At 70.4% G+C, this 16,938-nt stretch carries 16 protein-coding genes and 1 tRNA gene; 13 read left to right on the top strand and 4 right to left on the bottom strand.

Features of this window, described 5'->3' with window-relative positions; all coding sequences use genetic code 11:
- Positions 1-60: 60 nt before the first annotated feature.
- Positions 61-744 carry a TetR/AcrR family transcriptional regulator gene (locus J2S59_RS08550; RefSeq protein ID WP_068123929.1) on the top strand — a complete coding sequence of 228 codons (684 nt, stop codon included), beginning with the start codon at positions 61-63 and terminating at the stop codon, positions 742-744.
- A gap of 10 nt (positions 745-754) precedes the next feature.
- Here J2S59_RS08550 and J2S59_RS08555 read toward each other — a convergent pair whose 3' ends face one another.
- Together J2S59_RS08555 and J2S59_RS08560 are read right to left on the bottom strand one after the other, a co-directional pair.
- Positions 755-1,870 (bottom strand): 2-oxoacid:ferredoxin oxidoreductase subunit beta, encoded by a 1,116-nt coding sequence (locus J2S59_RS08555; protein ID WP_068123923.1) that lies wholly within the window; start codon positions 1,868-1,870, stop codon positions 755-757.
- Positions 1,870-3,765: a 2-oxoacid:acceptor oxidoreductase subunit alpha gene (locus tag J2S59_RS08560; RefSeq protein WP_068123921.1), complete on the bottom strand. Its 1,896-nt coding sequence runs from the start codon at positions 3,763-3,765 to the stop codon at positions 1,870-1,872. The genes J2S59_RS08555 and J2S59_RS08560 overlap by 1 nt, the downstream gene beginning before the upstream one ends.
- Before the next feature lie 367 nt (positions 3,766-4,132).
- Between J2S59_RS08560 and J2S59_RS08565 the strand changes: the two genes are divergently transcribed.
- The 4 genes from J2S59_RS08565 to J2S59_RS08580 are packed head-to-tail and all read left to right on the top strand — an operon-like array spanning position 4,133 to position 7,805.
- Positions 4,133-5,197 carry a sulfate ABC transporter substrate-binding protein gene (locus J2S59_RS08565; protein WP_068123919.1) on the top strand — a complete coding sequence of 355 codons (1,065 nt, stop codon included), beginning with the start codon at positions 4,133-4,135 and terminating at the stop codon, positions 5,195-5,197.
- Complete coding sequence (gene cysT / locus J2S59_RS08570; protein ID WP_306825012.1) at positions 5,194-5,982, top strand: sulfate ABC transporter permease subunit CysT; 789 nt, start codon at positions 5,194-5,196, stop codon at positions 5,980-5,982. The genes J2S59_RS08565 and cysT overlap by 4 nt, the downstream gene beginning before the upstream one ends.
- The gene (locus J2S59_RS08575) at positions 5,975-6,802 is read left to right on the top strand and encodes a sulfate ABC transporter permease (protein WP_306825013.1); all 828 of its coding nucleotides are present in this window, start codon (positions 5,975-5,977) and stop codon (positions 6,800-6,802) included. Before cysT ends, J2S59_RS08575 begins: the two co-directional genes overlap by 8 nt.
- Positions 6,803-6,821: 19 nt before the next feature.
- Positions 6,822-7,805: a sulfate/molybdate ABC transporter ATP-binding protein gene (locus tag J2S59_RS08580; RefSeq protein ID WP_068120256.1), complete on the top strand. Its 984-nt coding sequence runs from the start codon at positions 6,822-6,824 to the stop codon at positions 7,803-7,805.
- A 5-nt stretch (positions 7,806-7,810) separates the two neighbouring features.
- On the opposite strand, the gene J2S59_RS08585 is transcribed toward J2S59_RS08580, so the two are convergent.
- Positions 7,811-8,656, bottom strand: coding sequence for a DICT sensory domain-containing protein (locus J2S59_RS08585; RefSeq protein ID WP_181641866.1), 846 nt, complete (start codon positions 8,654-8,656; stop codon positions 7,811-7,813).
- Positions 8,657-8,740: 84 nt separating this feature from the next.
- On the opposite strand from J2S59_RS08585, the gene J2S59_RS08590 reads away from it, so the two are divergent.
- The 3 genes from J2S59_RS08590 (at position 8,741) to J2S59_RS08600 (ending at position 12,271) form a co-directional block, all read left to right on the top strand.
- On the top strand, positions 8,741-9,130 hold the full coding sequence (locus J2S59_RS08590) for an FHA domain-containing protein (RefSeq protein WP_068120260.1): 390 nt from the start codon (positions 8,741-8,743) through the stop codon (positions 9,128-9,130).
- Between the two features lie 96 nt (positions 9,131-9,226).
- Positions 9,227-10,372 (top strand): acyl-CoA dehydrogenase family protein, encoded by a 1,146-nt coding sequence (locus tag J2S59_RS08595; RefSeq protein ID WP_068120263.1) that lies wholly within the window; start codon positions 9,227-9,229, stop codon positions 10,370-10,372.
- A gap of 123 nt (positions 10,373-10,495) precedes the next feature.
- A complete protein-coding gene (locus tag J2S59_RS08600) occupies positions 10,496-12,271 on the top strand; it encodes a gamma-glutamyltransferase family protein (RefSeq protein WP_306825014.1) in 1,776 nt (591 codons plus the stop codon).
- 2 nt (positions 12,272-12,273) lie between these two features.
- On the opposite strand, the gene J2S59_RS08605 is transcribed toward J2S59_RS08600, so the two are convergent.
- Positions 12,274-12,765: a YajQ family cyclic di-GMP-binding protein gene (locus J2S59_RS08605; RefSeq protein WP_068118823.1), complete on the bottom strand. Its 492-nt coding sequence runs from the start codon at positions 12,763-12,765 to the stop codon at positions 12,274-12,276.
- A 150-nt stretch (positions 12,766-12,915) separates the two neighbouring features.
- On the opposite strand from J2S59_RS08605, the gene J2S59_RS08610 reads away from it, so the two are divergent.
- From J2S59_RS08610 to J2S59_RS08630, 5 genes are all read left to right on the top strand, one after another.
- Positions 12,916-12,998, top strand: a tRNA-Tyr gene (locus tag J2S59_RS08610).
- Positions 12,999-13,092: 94 nt separating this feature from the next.
- Positions 13,093-13,707: a hypothetical protein gene (locus tag J2S59_RS08615; RefSeq protein ID WP_181641683.1), complete on the top strand. Its 615-nt coding sequence runs from the start codon at positions 13,093-13,095 to the stop codon at positions 13,705-13,707.
- Between the two features lie 114 nt (positions 13,708-13,821).
- Positions 13,822-14,628 carry an IclR family transcriptional regulator gene (locus J2S59_RS08620; protein ID WP_068118828.1) on the top strand — a complete coding sequence of 269 codons (807 nt, stop codon included), beginning with the start codon at positions 13,822-13,824 and terminating at the stop codon, positions 14,626-14,628.
- 94 nt (positions 14,629-14,722) lie between these two features.
- Positions 14,723-15,325 (top strand): TetR/AcrR family transcriptional regulator, encoded by a 603-nt coding sequence (locus tag J2S59_RS08625; protein WP_068118830.1) that lies wholly within the window; start codon positions 14,723-14,725, stop codon positions 15,323-15,325.
- Positions 15,326-15,476: 151 nt separating this feature from the next.
- Positions 15,477-16,886, top strand: a complete 1,410-nt coding sequence (locus tag J2S59_RS08630; RefSeq protein WP_068118833.1) for an ABC transporter substrate-binding protein — start codon at positions 15,477-15,479, stop codon at positions 16,884-16,886.
- Positions 16,887-16,938 lie beyond the last annotated feature (52 nt).

Here is a 16,938-nt window from a genome sequence, read left to right on the forward strand (position 1 = left end):
GCAACGATACGCCGTACCATGGGGCTCGTCCATTCGCCCGTCCGTGAGAGGGTCCAGCGCATGACCGGATCGACCAGCGAGCGCCTCGTCGCGGCCGCTTTCGCGCTGTTCGAGGAGCAGGGCTACGACCGGACGACGGTCGACGACATCGCGGCGCGCGCGGGCGTCGGACGGGCGACGTTCTTCCGGACCTTCGGGTCCAAGGAGGACGTGATCTTCCCGGACGCCGACGTGCTGCTCGAACGCATCCGCACCCGGCTCGCGCACGCGACCGCCGGCACGGGCCCGGTCGCGGTCGTCGAGGCGGCTGTCGTCGTGCTCGATCACTACCTCGCCGAGGGCGACCTCGCCCGCGCGCGCTACCGGCTCACCCGCACCGTCCCGGCGCTGCGCCACCGCGAGCTCGCCGGGATGCAGCGCTATCGCCAGGTGTTCGGCGAGTTCCTGCAGTCCTGGCTCGCCGAGACCGGACAGGTCGCCGACGGCGACGTGCTCGGGGTGCAGCTACGTGCCGAGCTGCTCGCCGACTCGGTCGTCACGGCCCACAACCACGTCCTGCGCGGTTGGCTGCGCGGCGAGACCGCCGACCCCGCGACGCAGCTGCGCACCGCCCTCGCGGCCATCCTCGAGCTGCACGGCCCCCGGTCGGACGACGAGCCCGCAGCGGTCGTCGTACTGCGTGCCGACGGCGACCTGGCGAGCGTGCTGCCCGCACTGCGCGCCGCCGTACGCGGCCCCGAATGACGGTGGTGGGTCAGACGACGGTCCAGGTGTCGGTGCCGTGGAGCAGGCCGGTGAGGGCGTCGGTCGGGGTGGTGCCGGCGTCGGTCTGGGCGGCGACGGCGGTGTTGACCTGGGCGCGGGCCTGGTCGTCGTAGGTGGCGCGGTCGACGTTGCGGAAGATCCCGATGGGGGTCTGGTGCAGGTAGCCGGCGCTGGTCAGGCGCGAGAGCGCGAAGGCCAGGTCGGGGTCGTCGGCCTTCTCGTCGTGGACGAGGATCTGCGCGTCGTCGACGTCAGCCGCCTCGACGACGCGGACGCCGTGATCGTCGCGGACGACGGCCTTGGTGCCGAGCCCGTCCTCGCCGGGTGCGCCGAAGCGGATCTGCTCGCCGTGGACGAGCGGGATGAGCGCGTCGTGCTTGGTGTCGTTGTCCTTGATCGCGTCGAACGCGCCGTCGTTGAAGATCGGGCAGTTCTGATAGATCTCCACCAGCGCGGTGCCGCGGTGGGCGGCGGCCGCGGCGAGCACCGAGGTGAGGTGCTTGCGGTCGGAGTCGATGGTGCGGGCGACGAAGGTGCCCTCGGCACCGAGCGCGAGCGAGACCGGGTTGAACGGGTGGTCGAGCGAGCCCATGGGGGTGGACTTGGTGACCTTGCCGGGCTCGGAGGTGGGGGAGTACTGGCCCTTGGTGAGGCCGTAGATCCGGTTGTTGAAAAGCAGGATCTTGATGTTGACGTTGCGGCGCAGGGCGTGGATGAGGTGGTTGCCGCCGATCGACAGCGCGTCGCCGTCACCGGTCACCACCCACACCGAGAGGTCCTCACGAGCGGTCGCCAGGCCGGTGGCGATGGCCGGGGCGCGCCCGTGGATGGAGTGCATCCCGTAGGTGTCGAGGTAGTACGGGAAGCGCGAGGAGCAGCCGATGCCGGAGACGAAGACGATGTTCTCGCGGCGCAGGCCGAGGTCGGGCAGGAACGACTGCACGGCCTTGAGCACGGCGTAGTCACCGCAGCCGGGGCACCATCGGACCTCCTGGTCGCTGGTGAAGTCCTTGCCGGTCTGCTTCTCGCCCTCGGCGAGCGTCGGTACGCCGGCGGTGCCGTGGGTGGGGAACGGAAGGGCCTGGCTAGTCGACTGGGCGGTCATCACGCCTCCTGCGTGGTGTCGAGGGAGGTCACCAGGTCGGTGATGACCTCTTCGAGCTGGGCGGCCTTCAGCGGCATGCCGTTGACCTGGTTGTAGCCGATCGCGTCGACGAGGTACTTGGCGCGGATCAGCAGGGAGAGCTGGCCGAGGTTCATCTCGGGGATCAGCACCTTCTCGTAGCGCGCGAGGATCTCGCCGAGGTCGGCGGGGAACGGGTTGAGGTGGCGCAGGTGAGCTTGGGCGACCGCGTGGCCGGCGCGACGCGCACGGCGTACGCCGGCACCGATCGGCCCGTAGGTCGACCCCCACCCGAGGATGAGCACCCGGGCGGGGTTGTCGGGACCGTGCGGGTCGTCGAGCTCGGTGGGGGGAATGTCGGTGGCGATGCCGTCGATCTTGGCCTGGCGGATCCGCACCATCTTGTCGTGGTTGGCGGGGTCGTAGGAGATGTTGCCGTGCCCATCGCCCTTCTCCAGCCCGCCGATGCGGTGCTCGAGGCCGGGGGTGCCGGGCACGGCCAGGGGGCGGGCCAGGGTCTCGGGGTCGCGCAGGTAGGGCCAGAAGTCGGTCGCCTCGCCGTTGTCACCTTCGCCGTGGTTCTTCTCGGTGGCGAAGTTCGGCTCGATCGTGGGCAGCTCATCGACCTCGGGCAGCTGCCAGGGCTCGGAGCCGTTGGCGAGCATGCCGTCCGAAAGCAGCATCACGGGAGTGCGGTACTTGATCGCGAGGCGTGCGGCCTCGAGGGTCGCGTCGAAGCAGTCAGCCGGCGACTTCGGTGCGACGACCGGCAGCGGCGACTCGCCGTTGCGGCCATACATCGCCTGCAGCAGGTCGGCCTGCTCGGTCTTGGTGGGCAGGCCGGTCGAGGGGCCACCGCGCTGCACGTCGATCACGAGCAACGGCAGCTCGGTCATCACCGCCAGCCCGATGGTCTCGGCCTTGAGCGCAACACCCGGTCCGGAGGTGGTGGTGACACCGAGCGCACCACCGAAGGAGGCGCCGAGCGCGGCACACACGCCGGCGATCTCGTCCTCGGCCTGCAGCGTGGTCACGCCGAAGCGCTTGTGCTTGCTGAGCTCGTGGAGGATGTCGGAGGCCGGGGTGATCGGGTAGGAGCCGAGGAACACCGGCAGGCCCGAGCGCACGCCGGCCGCGACCAGGCCGTACGCGGTGGCGAGGTTGCCGGTGATGTTGCGGTAGGTGCCCGCGGTCATCGCGGCGGGCTTGATCTCATACGACACCACGAACGTCTCGGTGGTCTCGCCGAAGTACCAGCCCGCCTTGAACGCGGTGATGTTGGCATCGCGGATCGCGGGGACCTTCGCGAAGCGCCGCTCGAGGAACGCGGTGGTGGAGTCGGTGGGACGCCCGTACATCCACGACAGCAGGCCCAGGGCGAACATGTTCTTCGCCCGCGCGGCGTCCTTGCGCGAGAGCCCGAACTCCTTGACCGCCTCCACCGTCATCCCGGTCAGGTCGACGGTGTGGACAGTGAAGTCGCCCAGCGAGCCGTCCTCGAGCGGGTTGGCGGCGTACCCGGCCTTGTCGAGATTGCGCTTGGTGAAGTCGTGGGTGTCGACGATCAGCGTGCCGCCCGGGCGCAGGTCGGAGGCGTTGGCCTTCAGCGCGGCGGGGTTCATCGCCACCAGCACGTCAGGGGCGTCGCCGGGGGTGAGGATGTCGTGGTCGGCGAAGTGCACCTGGAACGACGAGACGCCGGCCATCGTGCCCTGGGGTGCGCGGATCTCGGCGGGGAAGTTCGGCAGCGTCGACAGATCGTTGCCGAACGCCGCGGACTCCGCGGTGAACCGGTCACCGGTCAGCTGCATGCCGTCACCGGAGTCGCCTGCGAACCGGATGATCACCCGGTCCAGCTGCTTGACCTGCTTGGTCACGTCCTTGTCCCTACTTCCTGGTGTGCGGCCTCGTGCGCGTGGTCGACGCGCGGAGGGGGCCGCTGCTGCATCCCGTCCGCCGAAACTGGACAGGTGTCCAAGTACCAGCGTACGAGGCGGGCCGGGACGGGCACAGGCAAACGCCGGTAACACCCGTCACGTCGCTCGGACGCCGCATCCCTCGGTCATCCATCTTCCGACGCATCCATCGTGACGGCCGCATCCGGCCGGCTCGGGCCGTCTCGATGCGCGGACGTATCGGCAACTTTGTCGGCATGTTGCAGTGAACAACTAATCTCTACTAACTTACTGTGTGTAGTTGTCGACCGATCCGAGCGGCCGACCGCCCCTGACCGAAGGAAGACCGATGAACCCGAACGCCAGTTCCGTCCCGACCCGCCCGCGCCAGGCCCGCCGCCTGGCCCTCATCGCCGGTGTCGCCGCCGCCGTGCTCGCGACCGCCGCCTGCGGGAGCGAGGACTCCGCCAGCGCGGCCGGCAGCACTACCCTCGACATCGTCGGCTTCGCGGTCCCCGAGGCGGCCAACAAGGCCATCGCCGCCGAGTTCGTCGAGACGCCCGCGGGCGAGGGCGTCGAGTTCCAGACGTCGTACGGCGCCTCGGGCGACCAGAGCCGCGCCGTCGAGGCCGGCCTCGACGCCGACTACGTCCACTTCTCCGTCGCCAGTGACGTGACGCGGTTGGTCGACGCCGGCCTCGTCGACGAGACCTGGGACGACGGGGACAACAAGGGCGTCGTCTCGCGTTCCGTCGTCGTCTTCGGCGTGCGTGAGGGCAACCCGAAGGACATCCAGACCTGGGAGGACCTGATCGAGCCCGGCGTCGAGATCGTCACGCCCAACCCCGGCTCCTCGGGTGCGGCCCGGTGGAACGCGCTCGCGGCGTACGGCCAGGTCATCGCCGGCGGCGGCACCGAGGCGGAGGCGGCCGCCTACATCGACAAGTTCTTCGCCAACGTCGTCTCCCTGCCCGGCAGCGGCCGCGACGCCACCACCAGCTTTCTCGGCGGCACCGGAGACGTGCTGATGGCCTACGAGAACGAGGCGATCCTCGCCAACCAGTCGGGCCAGGGCTTCGACTACATCATCCCGGAGACCACGCTCCTCATCGAGAACCCCGGCGCGATCCTCAAGGGCGCCGACCCCAAGGCGCAGGACTGGCTCGACTTCGTCCTCAGCGACGAGGGCCAGCGCCAGTTCGCGCTGACCGGCTTCCGCCCGATCCGTGACGACGTCGACTTCGGCGGGACCGTCGAGGGCGCCAACGACCCGAGCGACCCGTTCCCGGCCGTGCCCCGCCTGCTGACGGTGGAGGAGGACTTCGGCAGCTGGTCGGAGCTGTCGGCGAAGTTCTTCGACGAGGAGGACGGCATCGTGACCAAGGCGATCATCGCCTCGGGCAAGGCCGAGTGAGCACCCTCACCCGCGCCTCCGGCCTCGGCCTCGGCCTGGCGATGACGTGGTTCAGCCTGCTCGTGCTGATCCCTCTGAGCGCCGTCGTCTTCACCGCGGCCGGCGGTGGGTGGGACCTGTTCTGGCGCACCGTCACCAGCGAGCAGACCGCTGCCGCGATCCGGCTCACCGTCGGCCAGGCCGCGCTCGTGACTGTCGTCAACGTCGTCATGGGCACGCTGATCGCCTGGGTGCTGGTCCGCGACCACTTCCGCGGCAAGGCGCTGCTCGAGGTGCTCATCGACATCCCGTTCGCACTCCCCACGATCGTCGCCGGCCTGGTCCTGCTCGCGCTCTATGGCAAGGACTCACCCCTCGGCATCGACGTGGCCAACCAGCGCTCGGCGGTGTTCTTGGCGTTCCTCTTCGTCACGCTGCCGTTCGTCGTCCGCATGGTGCAGCCGACGCTCGCCGAGCTCGACCGCGAGGTCGAGGAGGCGGCGGCGTCACTGGGCGCGGGCAAGGTGACGACCTTCCGGCGGGTGATCCTGCCGAGCCTCGTCCCGGCGATCACGGCGGGCGCGGCGCTGTCGTTCGCCCGCGGCGTGAGTGAGTACGGCTCGCTCGTCCTGCTGTCGGGCAACCTGCCGTTCAAGACCGAGGTGACGTCGGTGCGGATCCTCTCCAGCATCGAGAACAACAACCTCGCCGGCGCCGCCGCCACTGCCACCGTGCTGCTGGCGATCTCGCTGGCCGTGATCGTCCTGCTCGACGTGATCCAGAGGCGGGTGTCGGGCCGTGTCTGAGACAAGGACCCGGGCCCGGCGTACGCCGACCACCTACGTGCTGCGCCTCGTCGTGGCGGCGTACCTCTTCCTGCTCGTCGCGTGGCCGGTGTCGCTGGTCGCCGTCAACACCTTCGAGGACGGCTTCGCCTCGCTGGAGGCGATCCTCACCGACCCCGACGTGATCACCGCCCTGCAGCTGACCGTGACGGTCGCGATCATCGCGGTCGTCGTCAACACGGTCTTCGGCGTCGGCATGTCACTGCTGCTGGTGCGCCAGGAGTTCCCCGGCAAGCGCCTGTTGAGCGCACTGATCGACCTGCCACTGTCGGTGTCGCCGATCGTGGTGGGGCTCGCGCTGGTCCTCGTGTACGGCGGGCGCAACGGCTGGTTCGGCCCCACGCTCGAGAGCGCGGGGTTCCAGGTCATCTTCGCCACCCCCGGCATCGTGATGGCGACGGTGTTCGTGGCGCTGCCGCTGGTGATCCGCGAGGTCGTGCCGGTGCTGCAGGAGATCGGCACCGAGCAGGAGCAGGCCGCGCGCAGCCTGGGCGCCAACAGCTGGCAGACCTTCCGCCGGATCACCCTGCCTGCCATCAAGTGGGCCGTGGTGTACGGCGTCGTGCTCAGCCTGGCGCGCTCGCTCGGGGAGTTCGGCGCGGTGAAGGTCGTGTCCGGCAACGTCCTGGGCCAGACCCGCACGGCGACGCTCGTCGTCGAGGAGAAGTACCTCAATTTCGACCAACAGGGGGCGTACGCGACCGCCTTTCTGCTCGCCCTGGTGTCCGTCGCGTGCATCGTGATCGTGGCGATCATCCGCCCGAAGGAAGAACGCCGATGAGGCGAGAAGGGATGCCGTCATGAGCATCGAGATCACCGGCGTCACGAAGAGCTTCGGCGACTTCGTCGCCCTCCAGGACGTCGACCTCACGATTCCCAGCGGCGGGCTCACTGCGCTGCTCGGCCCGTCCGGCGGCGGCAAGTCGACGCTGCTTCGCATCATCGCCGGGCTGGAGAGCGCCGACAGCGGGCGCGTCGTCATCGAGGGCAAGGACGCGACGGGGCTGCCGGCGCAGAAGCGCAACGTGGGCTTCGTCTTCCAGCACTACGCGGCGTTCAAGCACATGAGCGTCGCCAAGAACGTTGCCTTCGGGTTGGAGATCCGCAAGCGTCCCAAGGACGAGATCCAGCGCAAGGTCATCGAGCTGCTGGAGCTGGTCCACCTCGACCAGTTCGCCCACCGGCTGCCCGCCCAGCTCTCGGGTGGCCAACGGCAGCGGATGGCGCTCGCGCGGGCGCTGGCGATCGAGCCGTCGGTCCTGCTCCTCGACGAGCCGTTCGGCGCCCTGGACGCGAAGGTGCGCAAGGAGCTGCGCGACTGGTTGCGCCGGCTGCACGACGGGGTGCACGTGACCACGGTCTTCGTGACCCACGACCAGGAGGAGGCGCTCGAGGTCGCCGACGAGATCGTCGTGATCAACCAGGGGCGCATCGAGCAGATCGGCGCGCCCGACGAGCTCTACGACGCCCCGGCAAACGACTTCGTCATGGGCTTCCTCGGCGACGTCACCCGCCTCGGCGGCCAGCTGATCCGCCCGCACGACATCGAGGTGCACACCGTCCCGGTCGCCGACGACCCGTCCGAGGTGCACGCCGGCGAGGTCGCCCGGCTCACCCGCGTCGGGTTCGAGGTGCGGCTGCTCGTCCTCACCGTCGACGGCGAGGAGGCCCAGGTCGCCCTCACCCGGGCCGACGCCCGCGCCAGCGGCGTCGAGGTGGGCTCGCGGGTCTGGCTGCGTCCCCACCGCGGCGCGACCACGGTCCCGGTCGTCCGCGCGGTGTGAGCGCCTCAGTGCGCGGTGTCCACCTCGGCCAACGCGCGCAGGAGCACGGACGCGGCGAGTCCCCAGGCGGCGGACTCGCGGGCGTCGGGCAGCCGAGCCGGTGGCGGGGCGGGGACATCGGCGACGCCGAGCCCGCCCAGCAACCGGTGGGCGGCGACCGCGGCGTCGGCCACCACCGCCGGGTCAAGGGACCAGACCGCCTCGAAGCGTCGTCGGCCGTCGGCCACGCCCTCCTGGCCGGGCAGCTCCCATGCGGCGAGGGCGGCGCTGTGGTCCGGCGCGTGGCAGACGACCGACCACTCCCGCGCCAGCGGCGAGTCCTCCGGGATCTCCACCACCTGCAACGACGTACGCCGATCCGCGTCGCCGACCCCGGTCGCGGCGACCACCGCCACCTCGGCGGTGCGCGCGAGCTCGCGCCAGCGGGACGCGGAGGAGTCGAGGAACCGGTGGCGCTGGAAGCCGGCGTACAGATGCGGGCTGCTGGCCCGGGCGCAGCACTCGTTCTCGATCGCGTGGCTCAGCGCCAGCAGCGTGCGCTTGGTGAGCGTCTGGACGGGCAGCTCCGGGTGCAGGCGCCGCACTGCTGCGAAGACGGTGCGGTCCGTGGGGTGCACGGCAGCGCGCACGCGGCCGATGGCCGCGTCGAGCGTGAGCCCGTCGGCGCGCAGAGCCAGCACGCGCCGTACGTCGTCGACCGCGCCGGCGGCGTAGCGCCGGTGCCGCCCCCGCTCGCGCGCGACCACGGGGAACCCGTGGCGGGACTCCCAGGCTCGCAGCGTCGTGGCGCTCACGCCGGTGGCAGCGGCGACCTGGCTGATGGTGAGGCCCGGCCTCGACAATTGGTCCACCACAGGAGTGTAAATCTCGACAGCGTGTGGAAGGAGGGGCTGCGAGAGGTCGGGCCGGCCGACCTGCGAGACCGAGGAGCTGCAATGACGCGCACCGCCCCCGCCGCCACCGTGACCGACCTCCTTCCCCGCACGGGCCCGTTCCACGCCGGCGCCGAGCTGCCCCGCCTCGTCCTGCCGGCCGGCCGCGGCTGGGAGGACGCCGTCCAGCTCCTCACCGAGACCACCGCCATCGGCTCGGCCGAGTCCGCCGGCCTGCGGCTGCCCGGGCTGAGCCCCGTGCAGGCCGTCGTGCGCCGCGGGGCCGACGGGTGCTATCGGCTCGCCGCGCTGGCCAGCGCTCCGGAGGTCCGCGTCGACGGTGAGCTCCTCGAGGTCGGCCACGAGGCGGTCCTCACCGACGGCAGCTCGATCGAGGTCGGGCTGTGGTACCTCACCTTCGCGACCTCGCCCGCGGTGCGCCAGAGCGCCTGAGCGGGCACGCGCACCGCACCTTCGGGCGGCTCGCTACCATCGTTACCGGCCGGTAGGTCGCCGGTCTTCGTCAGTCGAGCTCACCGGAGGGGACCCATGCGCCGCACGATCTACAACGAGGACCACGAGGCTTTCCGCTCGTCGGTGCGCGAGTTCCTCGAGCGGACCGTGTTGCCCAACGTCGAGCAGTACGCCGAGGACAAGGCGATCCCGCGCGAGTTCTGGATCGAGGGCGGCAAGCAGGGGTTCTGGGGTCTGAACATCCCCGAGGAGTACGGCGGTGCCGGCGCCGGTGACTACCGGTTCAACGCCGTGCTCGCCGAGGAGCTCAGCAAGGTCAACGCCGCCCTGGGCTCGTGCGGCGGGATCCACTTCGACATCACCGCGCCCTATCTCGTGGAGCTCGGCACGCCAGCGCAGAAGCAGCGCTGGCTTCCGGGCGTGGCGAGCGGCGAGATCCTGCTGGCCATCGGCATGACCGAGCCGTCCGGTGGCTCCGACCTCGCCGCGCTGAAGACCACCGCCGTCCGCGACGGCGACGAGTGGGTCATCAACGGGTCCAAGACCTTCATCACCAACGGCTTCTCCGCCGACCTGGTCCTCGTCGCCGCGCGCACCAGCCCGGAGAAGAAGTCGCGCGGCATCACGCTGTTCGCCGTCGAGACCACCAAGCCCGGCTTCAGCCGCGGCCGCAAGCTCGACAAGGTCGGCCAGGACGAGTCCGACACCGCCGAGCTGTTCTTCGAAGACGTCCGGGTCACCGACGCCGAGGTCGTCGGCGAGGTCGACAGCGGCTTCATCCACATGATGCAGAAGCTGCCGCAGGAGCGTCTGGGCTGTGCGGTCTCCAACGTCGCGCACGCCAAGCAGATCCTCATCGAGACGCTGCAGTACGCCAAGGACCGCAAGGCCTTCGGCCAGTCGATCGGGCAGTTCCAGCACAACAAGTTCCTGCTCGCCGACCTGTTCACCCGCATCGAGGTCACCGAGACCTACATCGACCAGTGCGTCGTCGCCCACGACCAGGGTGAGCTCACCCCGGTCGACGCCGCGAAGGCGAAGTGGTGGAGCTCGCAGGTGCAGAACGAGGTGCTCGACCACTGCGTCCAGCTGCACGGCGGCTACGGCTTCATGAACGAGTACCGCGTCGCCCGCGCCTGGCGCGACGCCCGCGTCTCGAAGATCTGGGCCGGCTCCAACGAGATCATGAAGGAGCTCATCGGCCGCGACCTCGGTCTCTGACGCTCCGGGCAGTTTCACCGCCCGACTAACGACACGCCCGCTGGTCGAACGAAACTGACGCCTCAGGCGCCCAGTTTCGTTCGACCGGTGTTGTCTCTGGGGCCAATGAGGTTCAGTGGGGGAGTGCGTACGCCGACCTTCACCACCCGCCCCGACCTCGACGGCACCTTCGGCATGGTGGCCAGCACGCACTGGCTGGCCAGCTCGTCGGCGATGGCCGTGCTCGAGCGCGGAGGCAATGCCGCCGACGCCGCCGTCGCGGGTGGCCTCGTGTTGCAGGTCGTCGAGCCGCATCTCAACGGTCCCGGCGGGGACATGGCGCTGCTGCTGCACCACGCCGACGCCGACGCGCCCCTTGCGCTGAGCGGCACCGGCCCGGCGCCCGCCGCCGCGACCATCGAGCGGTACGCCGATCTCGGGCTGGACCTCGTGCCGGGCGCTGGCGCGCTCGCCGCGGCGGTGCCGGGCCAGTCCGACGCGTGGCTACTCCTGCTGCGCGACCACGGCACGTGGGAGCTCTCCGACGTCGCGGCGTACGCGCTGCACTACGCCACGCGCGGCTTCCCGGTGGTGCCGACGATCCACCGGACGATCGCGACCGTCGAGGACCTCTTCCGCCAGCACTGGCCCACGTCGGCGGCGCAGTGGTTGGCCGATGGTGTCCCCGCGGCGGGGGCGCAGCTCACCAACCAGCCCTGGGCACGCACCCTCGAGCGGCTCGTCGCCGCCGGCACGGGCGCCAGCCGTGAGGAGCGCATCGATGCGGTACGGCGTACGTGGGCCGAGGGCTTCGTCGCCGAGGCGATCAACGCGTTCGTGCGCACCCCGCACCGGCACTCCGACGGCGGCACGTACGCCGGGCTGCTCACCGGATCCGACCTCGCCGCGCACCGCGCCCACTTCGAGCCCGCGGTCGTCGGCACGTTCCGGGGGCATCGCATCGCGAAGTGCGGACCGTGGACGCAGGGCATCTCGTTGCTGCAGACGCTCGGCATCCTCGACGCCGCGTCCGACGAGGCGCTCGACCTCACCGACCCGGCCGCGCTGCACCTGGTCGTGGAGACGATCAAGCTGGCGATGGCCGACCGCGACGGCTTCCTGGGCGACCGCGACGACGTCCCCGTCGCCGCGCTGCTCGACCGCGACTACCTGGCTTCCCGCCGCGTCCTCATCACCGACGACGCCTCATTCGAGCTCCGCCCGGGCAGTCCGGGCGGGCGTACGCCGTACCACCCCCCGCTCGTCGAGTCGCACCTCGCGCCCACCGACGTCGCGGCGGGGGAGCCGACGGTGCGGCGCAGCGGCATCATGCAGGGCGACACCTGCCACCTCGACGTCGTCGACCGCTGGGGCACGATGATCTCCGCGACTCCCTCGGGCGGATGGTTGCAGTCCTCGCCCTTCATCCCCGAGGTCGGCTTCGCCCTCGGCACGCGCCTGCAGCAGTGCTGGCTCGACCCGGCCGCGCCGAGCGCGCTGGAGCCCGGCCGACGACCGCGGATGACGCTGACCCCGACGCTGGTGCTGCACGACGACGAGGCCGTCAGCGCGCTCGGCACGCCCGGTGGCGACGACCAGGACCAGTGGCAGCTGCTCTACCTGCTGCGCACGCTTGCCGGCGGCATGAGCCCGCAGGAGGCGATCGACGCGCCGATGCTGAGCTCGGCGGCGTTCCCCAACTCGTTCTGGCCGCGCGCGTGGAACCCGGGCGGGCTGCTGGTGGAGGACCGGTTCGACGTGGGCGTCGTCGCCGACCTCGAGCGCCGCGGCCACCGCGTCACCCGCAGCGCACCCTGGTCCCTCGGTCGGCTCTCCGCCGTCACCCGCGACCCCGCGACCGGCCGCCTCGGCGCCGCGGCGAACCCTCGTGGGATGCAGGGGTACGCCGTCGGGCGCTGACCTCAGCGGTAGTTGGTGAACTGGACCGGGAAGTCGTAGTCCTGCTCCTTGACCAGGGCGATGACCGCCTGCAGGTCGTCGCGCTTCTTGCTGCTGACGCGCAGCTCGTCGCCCTGCACCTGGACCTTGACGCCCTTGGGGCCCTCGTCGCGGATGAGCTTGCCGACCTTCTTGGCCTGCTCCTGGCTGATGCCCTCCTTGAGCGCGACCGCGATCTTGGACTCCTTGCCGGACTGACGCGGCTCGTCGGCCTCGAGGATCTTCAGCGACTGGTTGCGCTTGATCAGCTTGTCCTTGAAGACGTCGAGGACGGCGCTCGCCCGGTCGTCGGCGCTCGCCGAGATCTCGACGGCGTTGTCGCCCTTGCGCTCGATGGAGGCGCCGGTGCCCTTGAAGTCGAAGCGCTGGGCGATCTCGCGCTGCGTCTGGTTGATGGCGTTGTCGATCTCCTGCTGGTCGAGCTTGCTGACGATGTCGAACGACGAGTCGGCCATGGTGGGCTGGTCCTCCGGTCGGTGGTGCGGATGGGTCGTGCGGTCTGTCTGGGGGCGCGGGCGGGCGATTGTGGCCCGGCGCCACGGCTGTTGTATTCTTCCCTGTCGTTGCGCCGGGACCAACCACGGGTCGATTCCGGCAGGCGACATGGCAGGTTGTCCGAGTGGCCAATGGAAACGGACTGTAAATCCGTCGGCTTATGCCTACGCAGGTTCGAATCCTGCACCTGCCACCGATGTGAGTGCCCAGTCCCCCGCGTTGAGTGGGGGGCTGGGCACTTTTCCGTCCGGAAGTGATTGGGCTGTTCTCTCGGGAGGCTCCACCTCATGGGTCAACGCGGGTTCCGCTCTACCGGCGCAGGGCAACGGGGACCCTGGCTCGCTCGAATCCCGGCTGTCGTTGCGGCGTTTGCCCTGCTGAGCAGCTGTACCGGATCCGACGCCTCCGGGAACGCCGGGCCGCTGGAGTTCACTGCTGGGAACTTCGCCGGCATCATGTACCCGCTGAACGGGCCTTCCTTCATGGCGTTCCCCGGCTGCGTCGAAGGGGACGCGAAGGTGGTGACGATTCGCGACCTGCGCCCGAAGGCGGTGACAGGTGCCGACGAGGCCGACATCGAGTTCGCGGCCGCCTGGCCCGAGCAGAACGAACCCCTGAAGTACGCGTCGGGAACGATCTCCGAGATGGAGGACGCGTTCGGCGAGTGGAAGGACACCTCCGGGCAGGTCGAGTCCTGCGACTCCGAAAGCTCGGTGACCGGGCTCGAGGTGGCCGTGCTGCTTCCGGAACCATCGGAGCAGGCTGTTGTGGTGGAGGGGTTCGTCATCGACTACGCCATCGCCGGCGAGGAGTTCTCCCAGCATGTGACCGCCACCGTGGGGATGTGCGCAGCGACGCCGTTCGATCCTGCTGGAGAACCACCTGAGTGCGTCGACCGTTGAGTCCGGCGCGGTGGAACGAATTTCAGTTTTCGGCTGCGACGCAGGTCACATCGCGCCTAGAGTGGCGCTGTTCGGCCGCCTAGAATTTGTTTCAGTTCTCTGGGGAGGGAACCCATGTCCGTCGGCCCCGTCGAAGCACGCGAACGCCCCACCATCCCGCCGTCCATGGTCGAACGGATGACGCTGATCCTGGACGCCTTCCCCGGCCGGACCACCCGGCTGACGCTCGAGGAGGTCGCCCGCGCGACCCACCTGCCGCGCTCGACGGCGCACCGCATCCTCGACCAGCTGCTCAAGCTGGGGTGGCTGCAGCACGCAGGCTTCGGCTACTGCCTCGGCCCCCGTGCGCTCCAGCTGGCCGGTGCCGCCGGCGACACCTCCGAGCTGCGGGCGGTCGCCGCCCCGCACCTGCACGATCTGATGCTGCGCACGGGCCTGACCGTGCATCTGGCCGTGCTCGACGAGGGCTGCGTCCACTACCTCGACAAGCTGGGATCGCGTACGGCGGTGACGGTGCCGTCGCGCGTGGGGGGCTATGCCCCGGCCCACTGCACGGCGCTGGGTCGCGCCATGCTCGCGTGGCTCCCCGCCGAGGAGGTCGATGAGCTGGTCGGCGACGACCTGCGCGCGATGACCACCAGCACGGTGTCCGACCTCGCATCGCTGCACCGTGAGCTGCACCGGGTGCGCGTGCGCCACGGGCTCGCCGTCGAGCGAGGCGAGTGCTACGACGACATCGCCTGCGTGGCCGCTGCCGTGCACGCCCCCGAGGGGCCGATCGGCGCCATCTCCGTCGTCGGCGACTCGACCACGGCGTACGAACGCGTCGCTCCGCTCGTCCTCGACGCCGCTCGTCAGGTCTCGCGCGAGCTCTACCCCGACCTCGAGCACCGCCGCGGCCGGGTCCTGCGCTCGGTCTGAGCCACGAGCGCTCCGCAGCATCCCACTCACCGGTTGGCGTCGTTGCCGCCCTCCGGGCCGCCGCTCATGGTGGTGCCCGACCGAAGGAGGGCAGGTGCCACGACTTGCCGAGGACCGGCTGCCCGCCGAGCCCGTCTCGCCGGACCAGCGCGAGCGCTATCGCCGGATCCTTCGCGCCGCCGCCAAGCACGGCGCAGCCAAGGGTCTCGAACGTGTGCAGATGCTCGACGTCGCGCGTGACGCCGGTGTCGCGATCGCCACGCTCTACCGCTACTTCCCGTCGAAGACCCACCTGTTCACGGCGCTGATGCGACACCGGGTGGAGCGACTGGTCGACCTGGTCGTCGAGCCCCCGGCTGCGGACCCCGCGGAGGGCATCGGCCGGCTGCTGTGCCAGATGGGGGACGACATGCTGCGCACCCCGCTGCTGACGCACGCCATGGTGCAGTCCAACAACGCGACTGTCGCCCACAACCCGAGCGCGGCGGTGACGTACGTGTTCCTCGACCTGATGCTCGCCGCCGGCGGTTTCGACGAGCCCACCGAGCAGGACCTGCGCCTGCTCCGGCTGGTGGAGCAGGCGTGGTACGGCATCGTGATGAGCGCCCTCAACGGCCACATCGGGCCGACACAGGTGCGCGCCGACACCGAGCTCGTCTGCCGTTTGCTGCTGCGGGATCTCGATATGTCCCGGTGACCGGGACAACCGACGGAGCCGTGGTGTGGGTCACATTCATGCTCGGTCCCGCAGGGTCCGGGACCTGCCCCGCCGGGCGATGCCCGTCGTCACCGGCCACCCACCCGCACCTGCCGCCCCCGGCGGTCAGCGAGAAGGAGATCGATCGCAGATGAGAAACCTCAGGAGCCGGCGCGGGGTCCGAGTCGGCGCCGCCGCCCTGGTCCTGGCGCTGGCCGCCAGCGCCTGCGGCGCAGAGCGCGACGACGACGACGCAGCCCAGCCCGCCACCGGAGACACCTCCGAGTCCCCGGCCGCGGCCGCGAGCTTCGGGGACCTCGAGTCACCCTGCGGCGAGGGCGACGCCACCGGCGCCACCGGCGCCACCGACCAGGGTGTGACCGACCGCGACATCACCATCGGCTACGGCGACGACCGCGGGTTCGTGGGTGCGCCGGGCCTCAACAAGGAGATGGGCGACACGGTCGAGGCGATGATCGCCTGGTGCAACGACCAGGGCGGCATCAACGGCCGCAAGCTGGTGGGCAACCGCTATGACGCCGCGATCACGAACGCCGCGGCAGTGGTCCAGAAGTCCTGCCAGCGCGACTTCATGCTCGTCGCCCACGGCTTCGGCTACGACGAGGCGGGCGAGCAGTTCCGCGTCGGCTGCGACCTGCCGAGCGTCCCGGCCTTCGCGGTCGGCCCCAACACCGCGATGGGTCCCAACAAGTACGAGCCCGTCCCGCTGCCGGTCGACTACTACAACGGCGCGATGCTGACCGCCCTGATCGAGGTCGAGCCCGCGTTCAAGGAGAGCGTCGGCATGGTCGGCTCCTCCTCGCCCGCCGTCCAGCTGGGCCTCAGCCGGGTGATCAAGGCCTTCGGCGAGTTGGAGATGAACCTCAAGGACTGTGGCGTGACGATCGGCCAGGAGGGCGAGCCCAACTACGTGCCGTTCGCGCAGAAGCTCAAGAACTGTGACGTCGCGACCCTGTGGAACACCAACAGCCCCAGCCCCATCGCGTTCGGTCTCTTCGAGGCGCTGCAGCGGGTCGACGCCGACATCCAGTACGTCCTGGAGACCACGTGGTACTCCGAGATGGTGCGGGGCTGGAACGGCGAGTCCGGTGCCATCGACGGTGCGCTGATCGGCTCGATGTTCCAGCCGCTCGAGAACGCCGACCTCGTGCCGGCCGTCCAGGACTACATCGACCTGATCGAGGAGGCCGGGACCACCCCGTCGCTGCTCGGCATGCAGGCCACCTCCGCCTTCCTGCTGTGGGCCACTGCCGCCGACGCGTGCGGTGCGGACCTCACCCGTGACTGCGTGATGAGCAACCTCGACAACACCACCGAGTGGTCCGGCGGCGGCCTGCACGCGCCGTCCAACCCGGGCGAGAACATGCCCACCACCTGTGGTCTGGTCCTCCGGGTCGAAGGTTCGGAATACACGCAGGTCTTCCCCGAGGAGCGCGGTGAGTTCTTCTGCGACGACAGCACCCGGATCGAGCTCGACCCGGCGTCGGCGGGCGTGACTCTCGACGAGAACCGCGTCTCGACGACCTTCGCCAAGCAGTAGTCCCCCTCCGGCCACGGCCGGTCGCCGCGTGCGGCCGGCCGTGGTCGGACCC

This window comes from Nocardioides massiliensis (genome assembly GCF_030811215.1).
GTDB classification, from domain to species: Bacteria; Actinomycetota; Actinomycetes; order Propionibacteriales; family Nocardioidaceae; genus Nocardioides_A; species Nocardioides_A massiliensis.